A 13,228-nucleotide genomic window follows, 5' to 3' on the forward strand; every position below is an offset into this window, starting at 1 on the left:
GGCATAAATGACCTTGAACCTGCTTGGCTGCGCCCCTGACGGGGGCTATCCATGCGCGACTTCAGCTCCCAATCGCCGCAGGGTCCGCGGTACGAGCTCAAAATGACTCCCGAATTCCACCGTATCCGCCGCCTCCCGCCGTACGTCTTCGAGGAGGTGAACCGCATCAAGGCGCGGCTTCGCGCCGAGGGCGTGGACATCATCGACTTCGGCATGGGCAATCCGGACATGCCGACGCCCAAGCACATCGTCGACAAACTGGTCGAGACCGCCCGCGACCCGAAGGCCGGGCGCTATTCAGCTTCCAAGGGCATCGTCGGCCTGCGCAAGGCTATGGCCGGCTACTATGAGAAACGCTTCGGCGTGACCTTGAACCCCGACACCGAGGTGATCGCCACCCTGGGGTCGAAGGAGGGCTTCGCCAACCTCGCCCAGGCGCTGACCGCGCCGGGCGACGTGATCATCTGCCCGAACCCGGCCTATCCGATCCACGCCTACGGTTTCATCATGGCCGGCGGGGTGATCCGTCACGTGCCGGCGCCTTCGCCTGAAGAGTATCTGGCCGGCATCAGCCGAGCGGTGAAGCACTCGGCGCCGCCGCCGTCGGTGTTGATCCTGTCCTATCCGTCGAACCCGACGGCCCAGTGGGTCGATCTCGACTTCTACAAGGACGCGGTCGCGCTGGCGAAGAAGCACGACATGCTGGTGCTGTCGGACATCGCCTATTCCGAGATCTATTTCGACGACAATCCGCCGCCCTCGATCCTGCAGGTCGACGGGGCCAAGGACATCGCCGTCGAGGTCAACTCGCTCTCGAAGACCTACGCCATGGCCGGTTGGCGCGTGGGCATGGTGGTCGGCAACGCGCGCATGTGCGCGGCGCTGGCGCGGGTGAAGTCGTATCTCGACTATGGCGCCTATACGCCGATCCAGGTCGCGGCGGCCGCGGCGCTGAACGGTCCGCAGGATTGTGTCGATGAGATCCGCGCGATGTACAAATCGCGCCGAGACACCCTGGTGTCGTCGATGAAGCGCGCCGGCTGGGACATTCCCGCGCCGTCCGCCTCGATGTTCGCCTGGGCGCCGCTGCCGGAACAGTTCAAGGAAGCCGGCTCGATGCTGTTTTCCAAGCTGCTGATCGAGGAAGCGGGCGTGGCTGTGGCCCCGGGCGTGGCCTTTGGCGAATATGGCGAGGGGTATGTGCGTATCGGGCTCGTGGAGAACGAGCACCGCATCCGTCAGGCCGCGCGCAACGTGAAGAAATTTCTGGCCAATGCCGACGAAATCCTCGGCCGAGCCCACAACACCTTGGCGGTGCAATGAGTAAAACTGAATGGCGGGTCGGCGTCGCGGGCCTCGGTACGGTCGGCGGCGGACTGCTGAACTTCCTTTCCGACCACCCGGATTTCGCTCCGGCCGGCGGCCGCGCCGTCGTGACCGGCGTTTCGGCGCGTTCGCGTTCGCGTCCGCGCGCCTTCGACATCTCGAATCTGCCCTGGTTTGATGATCCGGTGGCGCTGGCCGCCTCGCCGGACAACAACATCTTCGTCGAACTGATCGGCGGCTCCGACGGTCCGGCCAAGGCCGCGGTCGAGGCCGCGCTGAACGCCGGCAAGCCTGTCGTCACCGCCAACAAGGCGCTGATCGCCGAGCACGGGGCCGAGCTGGCCGCGCTGGCCGAGGCCAAGGGCGTTCCGCTGCTGTTCGAGGCCGCCGTCATGGGCGGCACTCCCGCCGTCAAGATGATGCGCGAGGCGATGGTCGGCGACGAGATCAAGTCCGTCGCGGGCATTCTCAACGGCACCTGCAACTACATCCTGTCGGAAATGGACTCCGGCGGCCGGGCCTTCGCCGACGTGCTGGCCGAGGCTCAGCGCCTCGGCTACGCCGAGGCCGACCCGACCATGGACGTCGGCGGGTTCGACGCCGCGCACAAGATCTCGATCCTGGCGGCGCTGGCCTTCGGCTGCGCGCCGAACTACGCCGCCGCCGAGATCGAGGGCATCGACCAGGTGGCGCTGCTGGACATCCAGCTCGCCAAGGACCTGGGCTACAAGATCAAGCTCATCGCTTCGGCCAACCGGTCGGACGACGGCGTGCTGGTGCGGGTGCACCCGACGTTGGTGGCCCAGAATCATCCGCTGGCCCAGGCCGGCGGGGCCTTGAACGCGCTCTTCATCGAGGGCACGCGGATCGGCCGCATCTATCTGCAGGGCCCAGGCGCCGGCGCTGCGCCGACCGCCGCGGCCGTGGCCGCCGACATCGCCGACGTGATGACCGGCGCGGCGCGCCCGGTCTTCCAGGCTCCCGCCGCCACGCTGAAGCCGTTCACCCCGATCGATCCGGCCAAGAGCATGAGCCGGGCCTATCTGCGCTTCCTGGTGAAGGACGAGCCGGGTGTGATCGCGGCGGTGTCGGAGACCTTGGCCGAGGCCGGCGTCTCCATCGAGAGCTTCCTTCAGAAGCCCGTCGAGAACGCCGACGGCGTACCGATTGTGCTTACGACGCATGCAGTTGCGGAGTCGGTGCTCACGGCGGCGATCGATCGCATCGCAAATCTGCCTTCAGTACTGGATAGACCGCGCCTCTTGCGTATCGCGCGCATATAAGAGCCCAACGATAAAACGCGCCCTGGAGGCGCCGGGAGAGACTTATGAGTTCGGAAAATCTGGATCGCGGCCTGGTTCTGGAAGCGGTCCGGGTGACGGAAATCGCCGCCATCGCTGCTTGGAAGCTGGTTGGACGTGGTGACGAGAAGGCGGCCGACCAAGCCGCCGTGGACGCGATGCGCACGGCGCTGAACGACCTCGACATCGACGGCGAGATCGTCATCGGCGAGGGCGAGCGCGATGAAGCGCCCATGCTCTACATCGGCGAAAAGGTCGGCAGCGGCAAAGGTCCGGCGATCGACATCGCCCTCGACCCGCTGGAAGGCACGACGCTGACCGCGAAGGCCATGGCCAACGCGCTGGCCGTCATGGCTTGGGCGCCGAAGGGCACCCTGTTGAACGCGCCGGACACCTATATGGACAAGATCGCTTGCGGGCCGGGCTATCCGGCCGGCGTGATCGATCTCGACAAGTCGCCTGCGGAAAACGTGCAGGCGCTGGCCGAGGCCAAGGGCGTCGAGCCCTCGGAGATCACGGTCTGCATCCTGGACCGTCCGCGTCACGCCGATCTCATCGCCAGCGTCCGTTCGGTCGGCGCGCGGGTCTATCTGATCACCGACGGCGACGTGGCCGGGGTGATGAACACCGCCGATCCCTCGACCGGCGTCGATCTCTATGTCGGCCAGGGCGGAGCGCCCGAGGGCGTGCTGGCCTGCGCGGCGCTGAAGTGCGTCGGCGGCCAATTCCAGGGCCGTCTGGTGTTCCGTAACGCCGATGAGAAGGCCCGGGCGGCCCGCGTCGGCATCACCGACTTCGACAAGAAGTACGACCTGCACGAGATGGTCCGCGCCGACGCGATCTTCGCGGCCACCGGCGTGACCAACGGCGCCCTGTTGGACGGCGTGCAGTACGACGACGGCTTTGTTCATACCCACACCCTGGTGATGAACTCGGCCACCCGCACCGTGCGCGAAGTGCGGATGAAGCGTCCGGTCTAGAGCCAGGGGGCTCTAGATTTTTGATTGGAGCGCGATGGTCGCCGAAACCGGCGTCCACTTTCAGCTATCGCGCTCGGGAGTATCCTTCGTGGCGGTTCCGACTCCGACTAGGCTCGACCGATGGCCGATGGAACCGCCTCCTTGGGATATCTAGGCGTCGAGCGCTCGCTGAGCGGGCGACTGTGGCGTGAACGTCCTGCTGACGCCGAGGTGGTGCGCCGTCACCAGCTCGGCCTTGGCCTCAGCGAGCCGCTGGCCCGCGCCCTGGCCTCGCGCGGCGTGACCGCCGAGGGCGGGGTCGACTACCTCAACCCGACCCTCAAGGCGCTGTTTCCCGATCCGTCGAGTTTCGTCGACATGGATCTGGCCGCCAAGATCCTGATCGACGGCCTGATCGCCGACCGTCCGATGACGGTCTTCGCCGATTACGATGTCGACGGGGCCTCCAGCGCGGCCCAGTTGGTCCGTTGGTTCCGCACCCAGGGCAAGGAATTGCCCATCTATGTTCCCGACCGCCTGACCGAGGGTTATGGCCCTTCACCCGCCGCCTTCCGGCGGATCCGCGAATCCGGCGTCGAGCTGGTGATCACGGTCGATTGCGGCGCGGCGGCCTATGAGGCCTTGGCCTGCGCCAAGGAGATTGGTCTCGACGTCGTGGTGATCGACCACCACCTGATGCGCGACGAGATCCCGGAGGTCGCGGCCCTGGTGAACCCGAACCGGCCGGGCTGCGGCTCGGGGCAGGGGGTTCTGGCCGCCGCGGGCGTCGTTTTCGTGCTGATGGCCGCCCTCAACCGCGAGGCGCGCGGTCGCGGCCTGTTCGAGGACCGCCCCGAGCCCGACCTGCGCCAATGGCTGGACCTGGCGGCGATGGGCGCGATCTGCGACGTCACCCAGCTGGTCGGTTTCAACCGCGCCCTGACGACCCAGGGGCTGAAGGTGATGTCGGCCTGGCGCAATCCAGGCCTGAAGGCCTTGCTGGAGGTCGCCAAGGGTTCGGGTCCGGCCGGCGTCTTCCATGCCGGCTTCATCCTGGGGCCGCGCATCAACGCCGGCGGGCGGATCGGGCGTTCGGACCTCGGCGCACGTCTGCTCTCGACCGACGATCCGGAAGAGGCCGCGATGCTGGCCGCCGAGCTGGATGGCCTGAACGCCTCACGCAAGGAAGTCGAGCGCGAGATCCTGGAAGAGGCGATCCGTGTCGTCGAGCGCGAGAGCAACCAGGAGGGCGCGGCCCTGACCATGGTCGCCGCCGACGGTTGGCACCCAGGCGTCATCGGGATCGTCGCCAGCCGACTGAAGGAACGCTACCGCAAGCCGGCCCTGGTCATCGGGATTGATCGGGCGGCCAATATCGGCAAGGGCTCGGGCCGCTCGCAAACCGGGGTGAACCTGGGGCGAGCCGTCCAGGCGGCCTATGACGAGGGGCTGCTGCTGGCCGGGGGCGGGCACGCCATGGCCGCTGGCCTCTCGGTGCGCCCCGACACCATTCCGGACCTGCGGGCCTTCCTGAACGAACGCCTGGCCGACGAGGCGCAGGCCGCCGCCGAACAGGACGGTCTCGACATCGACGCCCTGATCACGACCGGCGGGGCGGACCGCGGCCTCTATCAATCATTCCAGGCCCTGGCGCCGTTCGGTCCCGGAAACCCCGAGCCGATGTTCGCCGTGGCTAATGCGCGGGTCGAGCGGCCGATGGCGCTGCGCGGCGGCCATGTCCGCGTGACCCTCACCGACGGGTCGGGCGGACGTCTGAAGGCTGTGGCCTGGCGCGCGGAAGACACCGAGGCGGGCCGGCGGCTGCTCAATGAGGGCGGCGCCATCCATGTGGCGGGCCGCCTGAAGCCCGACGACTGGCAAGGCCGCGAGAGCGTCGAGTTGGAAATCGAGGACGTCGCCGACCCGCGCCGGGTGGGCTGAGCATTTTCGCCTGGCCGCATGGCCCAGGTTTTTCGCCGATTTCGGCACTGTCCACAGGCTGCTGCGGCACTTTCGAAAAAGGTTGAGCAAGGCGCTTGCCACCCCGCGGAATCGTCAATATAGACACCGCTCTCGCGGACGCGGTCCCTTCGTCTATCGGTTAGGACGCCAGGTTTTCAACCTGGAGAGAGGGGTTCGACTCCCCTAGGGACTGCCACCGCGAGGCTCCCCCACACGATGTTGGCGCGATAATTACGACTGATGCGTGCATCAGTTGGAAAATGCCCCATTGACGGCACTCTCCCAACGAGAACAGTGTTATAGCTGGCTACGTCCGAAAGGATCGGGGGGACCGGGCCAGAGGGGCATATGTCTGGTTACGAATTCGAGGGAGTGGGTCCACACGAAGAATCCGTGAGGATCAGCGGGCGGGTGAAGTGGTTCGACGCCGGCAAGGGGTATGGCTTTATCGTTCCTGACGACCCCAATCAAACGGGGCTCAAGGACGTATTGCTCCACGTCACCAGTTTGAGGAGTTCCGGGCGCGAGAGCGCTCTGGAAGGGGCCGTGATCGTCTGTGACGTGATCCGCCGTCCGAAGGGCTGGCAGGTATCGGAGGTGGTGGAGGTCGACGAGACGTCGGCGCCGCCGGCTTCAGACCGCCGAAGGCACGAGGAGGGCGGCGGTTTCCGTCGGGAGCGCGATAGCTACGACCAGGGCGGCTTCCAGGCTCGGCAACCGCGAAGGCCGCTGACGGCGCGCGGTCCGCTGGAACGGGCCAAGGTGAAGTGGTTCAACCGCGCCAAGGGCTACGGTTTCGTGGTCCGCGACGGGGAGAGCGGCGACATCTTCGTGCACATCGAAACCCTGCGACGATCCGGTATCGAGGACCTGCAGCCTGGCGACGACGTCATGGTGCGGTTCGCCGAAGGTCCGAAAGGGCTTGTCGTGGCCGAGATCGAGTCTGTAGGTCTGGCTTAAGACCTAACAACTCGGAGTTCTCCGGTGTCCAGTTTGACGGGGCCGCAACGCGGCTTGACCGCGACATTCGTCGCGCTTGCGCTGTTGGCGGCCTGCGCCGAGCAGCCGGCCGCCCAGACCGGCTCGGCGGCCGCTCAGGCCAAGCCGACCCAGGCCCCGCCAACGGCGGCTGGCGCGCCGGCCAAGGCCGCGGCAGGGGCGGTTGGTCAGGCCCCAGCCGGGTTTGAGGTCCTGGAGGCGGTGACGCCGTCCGGACGCACCCGGTTCTTCGTGGAAATCGCCGACAACGACGCCACGCGCGAGCGGGGCCTGATGTTCCGCAAGTCGCTGGCGCCTGATCGCGGCATGCTGTTCGACTTCCACACGCCGCGCGAGGTGGCGTTCTGGATGCGCAACACGCTGATCCCGCTCGACATCATCTACATCAAGGCGGACGGCACGGTGCTGTCGATCGCCCGCAACACCACCCCGCTGTCGGAGGCGCCGATTCCTTCCGGCGGGCCGACCCTGGGCGTTCTGGAACTGGCCGGCGGGCGTTCGGCCGAGATCGGCCTGATGCCCGGCGACCGCATCGAGCATCGGATCTTTAAGCGTGACTGACCGCGATGTCGTGCCGCCGCCGCCCGAGGGGTTCGTTGAATCGAGCGGGCGCGGAGCGTTCTCCAGCCATAACGGCCCATACTTCCATCGCGCGCAGATGGGAGAACTGACCGAGCAGGCCTTCTACGCCCTCCCGCGCCACGCCAACGGCCTGGGACTGGTGCATGGCGGCATGCTCAGCGCCTTCCTCGACGGTCTGATGGGGGCGACGGTGTTCCGGGCCACGCGCCAGACGGCGGTGACCATCCACCTGTCGATCGACTTCCTGCACATGGGGCGGGTCGGCGACTGGGTGATGGGCGAGGGCAAGATCACCCGGGTGACCAAGGACGTCGCCTTCGTCGAGGCCCGCGCCCATGTCCGCGGCGTGGACGTTGTGAGGGCCACCGGGGTCTTTAAATTGATGCATAAACGCGCCTAATCGCCCAAAGCGAGTTTGTTCGTTTGCGATAAAGTCCAAAGCCTTATATCGGACCCCCTCGCCGGCGTTTTTCGGGGTGTAGCGCAGCCTGGTAGCGCATCTGGTTTGGGACCAGAGGGTCGGAGGTTCGAATCCTCTCGCCCCGACCAACGCCGGTCAGAATTGTTTGAGGGGTCCGCATGCTCGCGCGCATCTATCGTCCAGCCAAGAACGCCATGCAGTCGGGCAAGGCGAAGACCAAGGACTGGGTGCTGGAATTCGAGCCGGCCTCGGCTCTGCGCTCGGACCCGCTGATGGGCTGGACCCTCACCGCCGACATGGACGGACAGATCCGCCTGGCCTTCGAGACCAAGGACGAGGCGGTCGCCTACGCCCAGGCTCACGGCATCGCGTTCCAGATCTCCGACCCCAAGCCCGCCAAGCGCATCATCAAGGCCTATGCCGACAACTTCGCCTTCGGCCGCAAGCAACCCTGGACGCATTAGTCCGCGGCGCCCATAGCTCAACCGGATAGAGCATCCGCCTTCTAAGCGGACGGTTGCAGGTTCGAGTCCTGCTGGGCGCGCCAGGATTGGGCCGGGGCCCTCAGGCCAGGCGCTGGCCTTTTATTTCTTCTGGAAAATTCGTCTTCCACCATGCGGCCCAGCGGCCGTGGGCTGCGTCGAACGCCGCGTCGTCCAGGCCGTAGGTGGTGACGATGACCGAGCCGCCGCCATGCGGCGGGCGGTTCTGCGCGCTGAAGTCGGTGACCAGGACCAGGCCGTCGCCGAACCCATCGACGGAGAAGGAGATCTGGCGACGGGACCGGTGCCAGACCTTGCCGGCCAGGGTGTCGCCTGGGCCGACCTTCAGGCTGTAGTGGGCGTCCTCTACCAGGTCGGCGAGGGCGTCGACGCCGAGCGCCGCGCGAGGCAGGTCGGCGTCAGCGCCCTCGGCCAGATGGCCGGCGAGATAGAAGGTGCGGCGCTCTTCCCCCGGGTGATGCTCCATGGCGAAGCGGAGTTGCTCCAGGAAGGCCTTCCAGCCCTCGGTCATGTCCTCGTTGGGGCCGTCCCAGTCGCTCTCGTCACCGGTCGCGCCCAGGCGGGTCAGGCGCAGGCGGGTTCGGCCGCCGCCCAGGTCTGTCAGTTCGAAGCGGTCAGGCATGCCCTCGAATGCGAGGATATGGGCGGCCTCATCGGGCCTGACGTGGTCGACGAAGATGTAGTCGATCTCGTCGGCCAGGGTGTCGGCGTCCCAACCGAACCAGCGGCGGATCTGGGCCGGGTCGCGCAGCGCCTCCCAGACCGTGGCGATAGGAGCCGCGATGGTGATCTCGATGACCGGCTTGTGCTCAGACTGACTCAAGGAAACCTCCCTGGCTGGCCTGGCCCATTCCGTGAGCAGGCCCCCGAACTCCGACACATCAGCGGTCCGAAGTCCATTCGAGGCATGAGCCGGGTGGCGCGTTCCTAGGCCGTCGCCCGGGCGTAGGCGTCCAGGCCGCCGCGCAGGTCGGCGATCAGGTCGTCCTCGTTCTCCAGGCCGACGTGCAGGCGCATCAGCGGTCCGGCCAGATCGGGCACGAACTTGCGCTTGCCGAGCTGCGGGTCGCAAAGAATGGCCAGGCTCTCGAACCCGCCCCAGGAAAAGCCGAGGCCGAACAGGTCAAGGGCGTTGAGGAAGGCGTTAGCGCAAGCTTCGGAGCCGGGCCTCAGGACGAAGCCGAACAGGCCGCAGGCGCCGCTGTAGTCGCGCGCCCAGAGGTCGTAGTCGGCGGCGCCAGGCAGGGCGGGATGGATGACCTGCGCCACCTCGGGCTGCTCGCGCAGCCAGGCGGCGATCTTCAGGCCAGCCTCGCCCTGGCGCTTCAGCCGGGTGGGCAGGGTGCGCAGGCCGCGCAGCATCTGGTAGGCGTCCTCGGCGGCGACCGCCCAACCGAGATTGTGCACTCCGTCCTCAAGCTGGCGGACCAGGGCCAGGTCGCTGGCGGCCGCAGAGCCCATGAAGACGTCCGAGTGACCGCCGACATACTTGGTCAGGGCCTGGACGCTGATATCGATCCCCTGGGTCAGGGGCTTGAAGAGATAGCCGGCGCCCCAGGTGTTGTCGGCCAGGGTGAGGATGCCGCGCGCCTTGGCCAGCCGGGCGATAGCGGCGAGGTCCTGCAGTTCGAAGGTCAGCGAGCCGGGCGACTCCATGACGATCAGCCGGGTGGCGGCGGTGGCCGAGCCGACGAGGTCTTCTGGGGACTGGCGCGGATCGAAATAGCGGACCGCGACGCCGTAGCGCGCCAGCACCTGGTCGCAGAAGCGGCGGGTCGGCTTGTAGATGTTGTCGACGACCAACACCTCGTCGCCGGCTTTCAGCACCGCCAGCATGGCGCCGGTCAGGGCCGCGAGCCCGGACGGATAGAGGTTGACGCCGGCGGCGCGCTCCATCTCGCCCAGCGCCGCCTTCAGCGCGTCATGCGCGGCTAGCCCGGCGCGGCCGTAGGTCAGATAGGCGTCGTCGTCGTACAGCGCCTCGGCGCAGGGCAGCAGCACTGTCGATCCCCGCTGGATCGGAGGTCCGACCGTCTTGACGAGATCGCCTGACGTAGCGCCGGCGCGGATAAGACGGGTTTCTTCTGACATGCGGGTTGACGGGCCGGAACGAACTGGAGCCAAAATCAGGCGTCACTTAGGGCCTTGGCCGCTAAGCAATCAAGGAGGGCGACCAATCTCCCGGCGCAGTATTTCTCGGCCAGGCCCATGGATCGCTCTGGTCGCCGCGATGGTCCTTACCGGCTGCAGCAAAGCCAAGGAGGAGGCGCCCGCGCCACCGCCGGCCGCAGCGCCCATCGCCGCCCCCGCGCCGGGCGCCTACAAACCCAAGCCCAGCCCTACCTTGGCGGCGATCAAGGCGCGGGGATGGCTGTCCTGCGGCGTCAATCCTGGACTGGCCGGGTTCGCCTACTCCGACGACCGCGGCGCCTGGCGGGGCTTTGACATCGATGTCTGCCGCGCGGTGGCCGCCGCGGTGCTGGGCGACGCCAAGGCGGTGCGGTTCACGACGGTCACGGCCCCAGAGCGCTTCACGGCCCTGAGGGGCGGCAAGATCGATATCCTGTCGCGCAACACCTCCTGGACCCTGTCACGCGACGCGGGCGAGGGCGTTGATTTCGCGGCTGTCACCTACTACGACGGCCAAGGCTTCCTGGCGCCTAAGACGCTGTCGCTCGCCTCGGCCGACGAACTGAACGGCGCGCGAATCTGCGTCCAGAAGGGCACCGCCAGCGAGACGAACCTGGCCGACTATTTCCAGGCGCGTGGCCTGAAGTACCAGGCCGTGGTGGTGAACAACGGGGCCGAGGCGCGAGCGCGCTACCAGGCCGAGGAATGCGACGTCTTCACCGCCGACATGGCGGCGCTGGCCTCGGCGCGTTCGCTGATGAACACGCCTAACGCCCACGTGATCCTGCCGACGGTGATCTCGAAGGAGCCGCTGGGGCCCGTGGTGCGGCAGGACGATCCCGCCTGGACCGATATCGTCCGGTGGACCGTCTACGCCACGATCCTGGCCGAGGAGCTAGGGGTGGATTCGAAGTCCGCGCCGGACCAGCTCAAGACCTCGACCGATCCCAGGGTGCGACGGCTGCTGGGCGCCCAGGACAATCTGGGGCCGATCCTGGGGCTGAAGCCTGACTGGGCCTATCAGGTCATCGTCCAGGTCGGATCCTATGATGAGATTTTCGAGCGCAATCTGGGGCAGGGCTCGTCGCTCAAGCTGGCGCGGGGACACAACGCCCTTTGGAGCGCGGTGGAACCTGGCCTGATGTACGCCCCGCCGGTGCGCTAGGCGCCGATGACGACCGGGGTGTCGGTCAGCCCGCCCCATTCGGTCCAGGACCCGTCATAGACCGGGGTCCGGTCGAGACCGATCCGCGCCAGGGCCAAGGCCAGGACCGAGGCGGTGACGCCCGATCCGCAGCTGGTGACGATAGGCTTGCCGAGATCGACGCCCGCGGCCTTGAAGACCGCCTTGAGCTCATCGGCCGGTTTCAGCGTACCATCGACGGCGATGACCTGCTCCCACGGCACATTGGCCGCGCCCGGCATATGGCCCGAGCGCAGGCCGGCGCGGGGTTCGGGGGTTTCGCCGGTGAAGCGTGTCGCCGAGCGAGCGTCAACCACTCGGGCCTCGCCGGAAACCAGCAGGGCGCGCACGTCGTCGACATTGCGCACCAGGGCGGGGTCAAGGATGGGTTCGAGCGCCGCGGCGCGCGGGAAGATCTCACCAGCTTCGACCGGCCGGCCTTCGGCGAGCCATTTCTTCAGGCCGCCGTCCAGCACGTAGACCTTCGGATAACCCATGGCCCGCAGCGTCCACCAGACGCGCGCCGCTGAGCGGATCCCATGGGTGTCATAGACCACGATGTCGGCTTCTCGCGGCAGGCCCAGCGCTCCGGCCTCTTGGGCGAAGACCTCGGGCGAGGGCAGCATGTGCGGCAGGTCGGTTGCGCGGTCGGCGATGGCGTCGATATCGAAGAACACCGCGCCCGGAATGTGGGCCTGCAGATATTCGTCGCGACCGGAACGCCTCTCGGCGGGCATGAACCAAGTTCCATCGACGACGCGGACATCCGGCGCCCGCAAGCGGTCGGCCAGCCACGCGGTGGAGACGACGGGATCCATGCCTACAGCCACTTCGGAATTGGGAAGCCGCGTTCCTTCAGGAACTCGGGATTGAAGATCTTGCTCTGATAGCGTGAGCCCTGGTCGCACAAGATGGTCACGATGGTGTGGCCGGGGCCCATGTCCTTGGCCATGCGGATGGCGCCGGCGACATTGATGCCGGTGGAACCGCCCATCACCAGGCCTTCGTGCTCGACCATGTCGTAGATGACGTTCAGCATCTCGTGGTCATCGATGCGATACGGGCGGTCGATGTTCAGGCCTTCGAGATTGGCGGTGATCCGGCCCTGGCCGATGCCCTCGCTGATCGAATTGCCTTCCGACCGCAACTCGCCGTCGGCGTACCAGGAATAGAGCGAGGCGCCGTGCGGATCGGCCAGGCCGATCTGGATGTCGGACTTCCGCGCGCGCAGAGCCTCGGCCACGCCGGCCAGGGTGCCGCCCGAGCCCACGGCTGAGATGAATCCGTCGACCTTGCCGCCGGTCTGTTCCCAGATTTCCGGCCCCGTCGTCTCCACGTGGGCCTGGCGGTTGGCGACATTGTCGAACTGGTTGGCCCAGACCGCGCCGGCCGGTTCCTTGGCGTTCAGTTCCTCGGCCAGGCGGCCGGAATAGCGGACATAGTTGTCGGGGTTGGAGTAGGGGACGGCGTCCACCTCGACCAGCTCGGCGCCGAGCAGCCGAATGGCGTCCTTCTTCTCCTGGCTCTGGGTGCGCGGGATGACGATCGTGGTGCGATAGCCGGACGCGGCGGCGACCATGGCCAGGCCGATGCCGGTGTTGCCCGCCGTGCCTTCGACGATCCGCCCGCCAGGCCGCAGCAGACCGCGTTTTTCCGCATCGCGAATGATGTAGAGCGCCGCGCGGTCCTTCACGGACTGGCCGGGGTTCATGAACTCGGCCTTGCCGAGAATTTCGCAACCCGTGGCCTCGCTTGCGCGGCGCAGGCGGATCAGGGGCGTGTTTCCGATGGCGTCGAGGACGCTCTGAGCGACGGTCATGGCCGTCTACTTAAGCGGCCAAGGCCGCCAAGAACAGGGGTCA

At 67.2% G+C, this 13,228-nt stretch carries 13 protein-coding genes and 3 tRNA genes; 12 read left to right on the forward strand and 4 right to left on the reverse strand.

Features of this window, described 5'->3' with window-relative positions; genetic code table 11:
- Window positions 1-102: 102 nt before the first annotated feature.
- The 11 genes from ASE02_RS11155 to ASE02_RS11205 all read left to right on the forward strand — a co-directional run bounded on the left by ASE02_RS11155 (window position 103) and on the right by ASE02_RS11205 (window position 8,097).
- Window positions 103-1,323, forward strand: coding sequence for an LL-diaminopimelate aminotransferase (locus ASE02_RS11155; RefSeq protein ID WP_056734890.1), 1,221 nt, complete (start codon window positions 103-105; stop codon window positions 1,321-1,323).
- Window positions 1,320-2,609 carry a homoserine dehydrogenase gene (locus ASE02_RS11160; protein WP_056734158.1) on the forward strand — a complete coding sequence of 430 codons (1,290 nt, stop codon included), beginning with the start codon at window positions 1,320-1,322 and terminating at the stop codon, window positions 2,607-2,609. Before ASE02_RS11155 ends, ASE02_RS11160 begins: the two co-directional genes overlap by 4 nt.
- A gap of 44 nt (window positions 2,610-2,653) precedes the next feature.
- On the forward strand, window positions 2,654-3,607 hold the full coding sequence (gene glpX / locus ASE02_RS11165) for a class II fructose-bisphosphatase (RefSeq protein ID WP_056734159.1): 954 nt from the start codon (window positions 2,654-2,656) through the stop codon (window positions 3,605-3,607).
- A gap of 120 nt (window positions 3,608-3,727) precedes the next feature.
- Window positions 3,728-5,527, forward strand: a complete 1,800-nt coding sequence (recJ, locus tag ASE02_RS11170; protein ID WP_056734160.1) for a single-stranded-DNA-specific exonuclease RecJ — start codon at window positions 3,728-3,730, stop codon at window positions 5,525-5,527.
- 142 nt (window positions 5,528-5,669) lie between these two features.
- Window positions 5,670-5,744, forward strand: a tRNA-Glu gene (locus ASE02_RS11175).
- A 152-nt stretch (window positions 5,745-5,896) separates the two neighbouring features.
- Window positions 5,897-6,508: a cold-shock protein gene (locus tag ASE02_RS11180; RefSeq protein WP_056734161.1), complete on the forward strand. Its 612-nt coding sequence runs from the start codon at window positions 5,897-5,899 to the stop codon at window positions 6,506-6,508.
- 24 nt (window positions 6,509-6,532) lie between these two features.
- A complete protein-coding gene (locus tag ASE02_RS22970; RefSeq protein WP_156406015.1) occupies window positions 6,533-7,108 on the forward strand; it encodes a DUF192 domain-containing protein in 576 nt (191 codons plus the stop codon).
- The gene (locus ASE02_RS11190; RefSeq protein WP_056734163.1) at window positions 7,101-7,529 is read left to right on the forward strand and encodes a PaaI family thioesterase; all 429 of its coding nucleotides are present in this window, start codon (window positions 7,101-7,103) and stop codon (window positions 7,527-7,529) included. Before ASE02_RS22970 ends, ASE02_RS11190 begins: the two co-directional genes overlap by 8 nt.
- A 72-nt stretch (window positions 7,530-7,601) precedes the next feature.
- Window positions 7,602-7,678 (forward strand) — tRNA-Pro (locus tag ASE02_RS11195).
- A gap of 30 nt (window positions 7,679-7,708) precedes the next feature.
- Window positions 7,709-8,014: an ETC complex I subunit gene (locus tag ASE02_RS11200; protein WP_056734165.1), complete on the forward strand. Its 306-nt coding sequence runs from the start codon at window positions 7,709-7,711 to the stop codon at window positions 8,012-8,014.
- 6 nt (window positions 8,015-8,020) lie between these two features.
- Window positions 8,021-8,097: transfer RNA gene (locus ASE02_RS11205), tRNA-Arg, on the forward strand.
- 17 nt (window positions 8,098-8,114) lie between these two features.
- On the opposite strand, the gene ASE02_RS11210 is transcribed toward ASE02_RS11205, so the two are convergent.
- Together ASE02_RS11210 and metC are read right to left on the reverse strand one after the other, a co-directional pair.
- Complete coding sequence (locus ASE02_RS11210; RefSeq protein ID WP_056734167.1) at window positions 8,115-8,876, reverse strand: SRPBCC domain-containing protein; 762 nt, start codon at window positions 8,874-8,876, stop codon at window positions 8,115-8,117.
- Between the two features lie 104 nt (window positions 8,877-8,980).
- Window positions 8,981-10,144 carry a cystathionine beta-lyase gene (gene metC / locus ASE02_RS11215; RefSeq protein WP_056734169.1) on the reverse strand — a complete coding sequence of 388 codons (1,164 nt, stop codon included), beginning with the start codon at window positions 10,142-10,144 and terminating at the stop codon, window positions 8,981-8,983.
- 139 nt (window positions 10,145-10,283) lie between these two features.
- On the opposite strand from metC, the gene ASE02_RS11220 reads away from it, so the two are divergent.
- The gene (locus ASE02_RS11220; protein WP_082602013.1) at window positions 10,284-11,348 is read left to right on the forward strand and encodes an amino acid ABC transporter substrate-binding protein; all 1,065 of its coding nucleotides are present in this window, start codon (window positions 10,284-10,286) and stop codon (window positions 11,346-11,348) included.
- On the opposite strand, the gene sseA is transcribed toward ASE02_RS11220, so the two are convergent.
- Window positions 11,345-12,184, reverse strand: coding sequence for a 3-mercaptopyruvate sulfurtransferase (gene sseA / locus ASE02_RS11225; protein WP_200957663.1), 840 nt, complete (start codon window positions 12,182-12,184; stop codon window positions 11,345-11,347). The two genes, ASE02_RS11220 and sseA, sit on opposite strands and share 4 nt — an antisense overlap.
- A 2-nt stretch (window positions 12,185-12,186) precedes the next feature.
- A complete protein-coding gene (locus ASE02_RS11230; protein WP_056734172.1) occupies window positions 12,187-13,185 on the reverse strand; it encodes a cysteine synthase A in 999 nt (332 codons plus the stop codon).
- Between the last annotated feature and the right edge of the window lie 43 nt (window positions 13,186-13,228).

Source organism: Phenylobacterium sp. Root700 (assembly GCF_001429025.1).
GTDB lineage: Bacteria > Pseudomonadota > Alphaproteobacteria > Caulobacterales > Caulobacteraceae > Phenylobacterium.

Coding starts and splice junctions, on each gene's coding strand:
- ASE02_RS11180 (WP_056734161.1), top strand. CDS start 5,897: ATGTCTGGTTACGAATTCGAGGGAGTGGGTCCACACGAAGAATCCGTG.
- ASE02_RS11200 (WP_056734165.1), top strand. CDS start 7,709: ATGCTCGCGCGCATCTATCGTCCAGCCAAGAACGCCATGCAGTCGGGC.
- sseA (WP_200957663.1), bottom strand. CDS start 12,184: ATGGATCCCGTCGTCTCCACCGCGTGGCTGGCCGACCGCTTGCGGGCG.
- ASE02_RS11160 (WP_056734158.1), top strand. CDS start 1,320: ATGAGTAAAACTGAATGGCGGGTCGGCGTCGCGGGCCTCGGTACGGTC.
- ASE02_RS11230 (WP_056734172.1), bottom strand. CDS start 13,185: ATGACCGTCGCTCAGAGCGTCCTCGACGCCATCGGAAACACGCCCCTG.
- glpX (WP_056734159.1), top strand. CDS start 2,654: ATGAGTTCGGAAAATCTGGATCGCGGCCTGGTTCTGGAAGCGGTCCGG.
- recJ (WP_056734160.1), top strand. CDS start 3,728: ATGGCCGATGGAACCGCCTCCTTGGGATATCTAGGCGTCGAGCGCTCG.
- ASE02_RS11155 (WP_056734890.1), top strand. CDS start 103: ATGACTCCCGAATTCCACCGTATCCGCCGCCTCCCGCCGTACGTCTTC.
- metC (WP_056734169.1), bottom strand. CDS start 10,144: ATGTCAGAAGAAACCCGTCTTATCCGCGCCGGCGCTACGTCAGGCGAT.
- ASE02_RS11220 (WP_082602013.1), top strand. CDS start 10,284: ATGGTCCTTACCGGCTGCAGCAAAGCCAAGGAGGAGGCGCCCGCGCCA.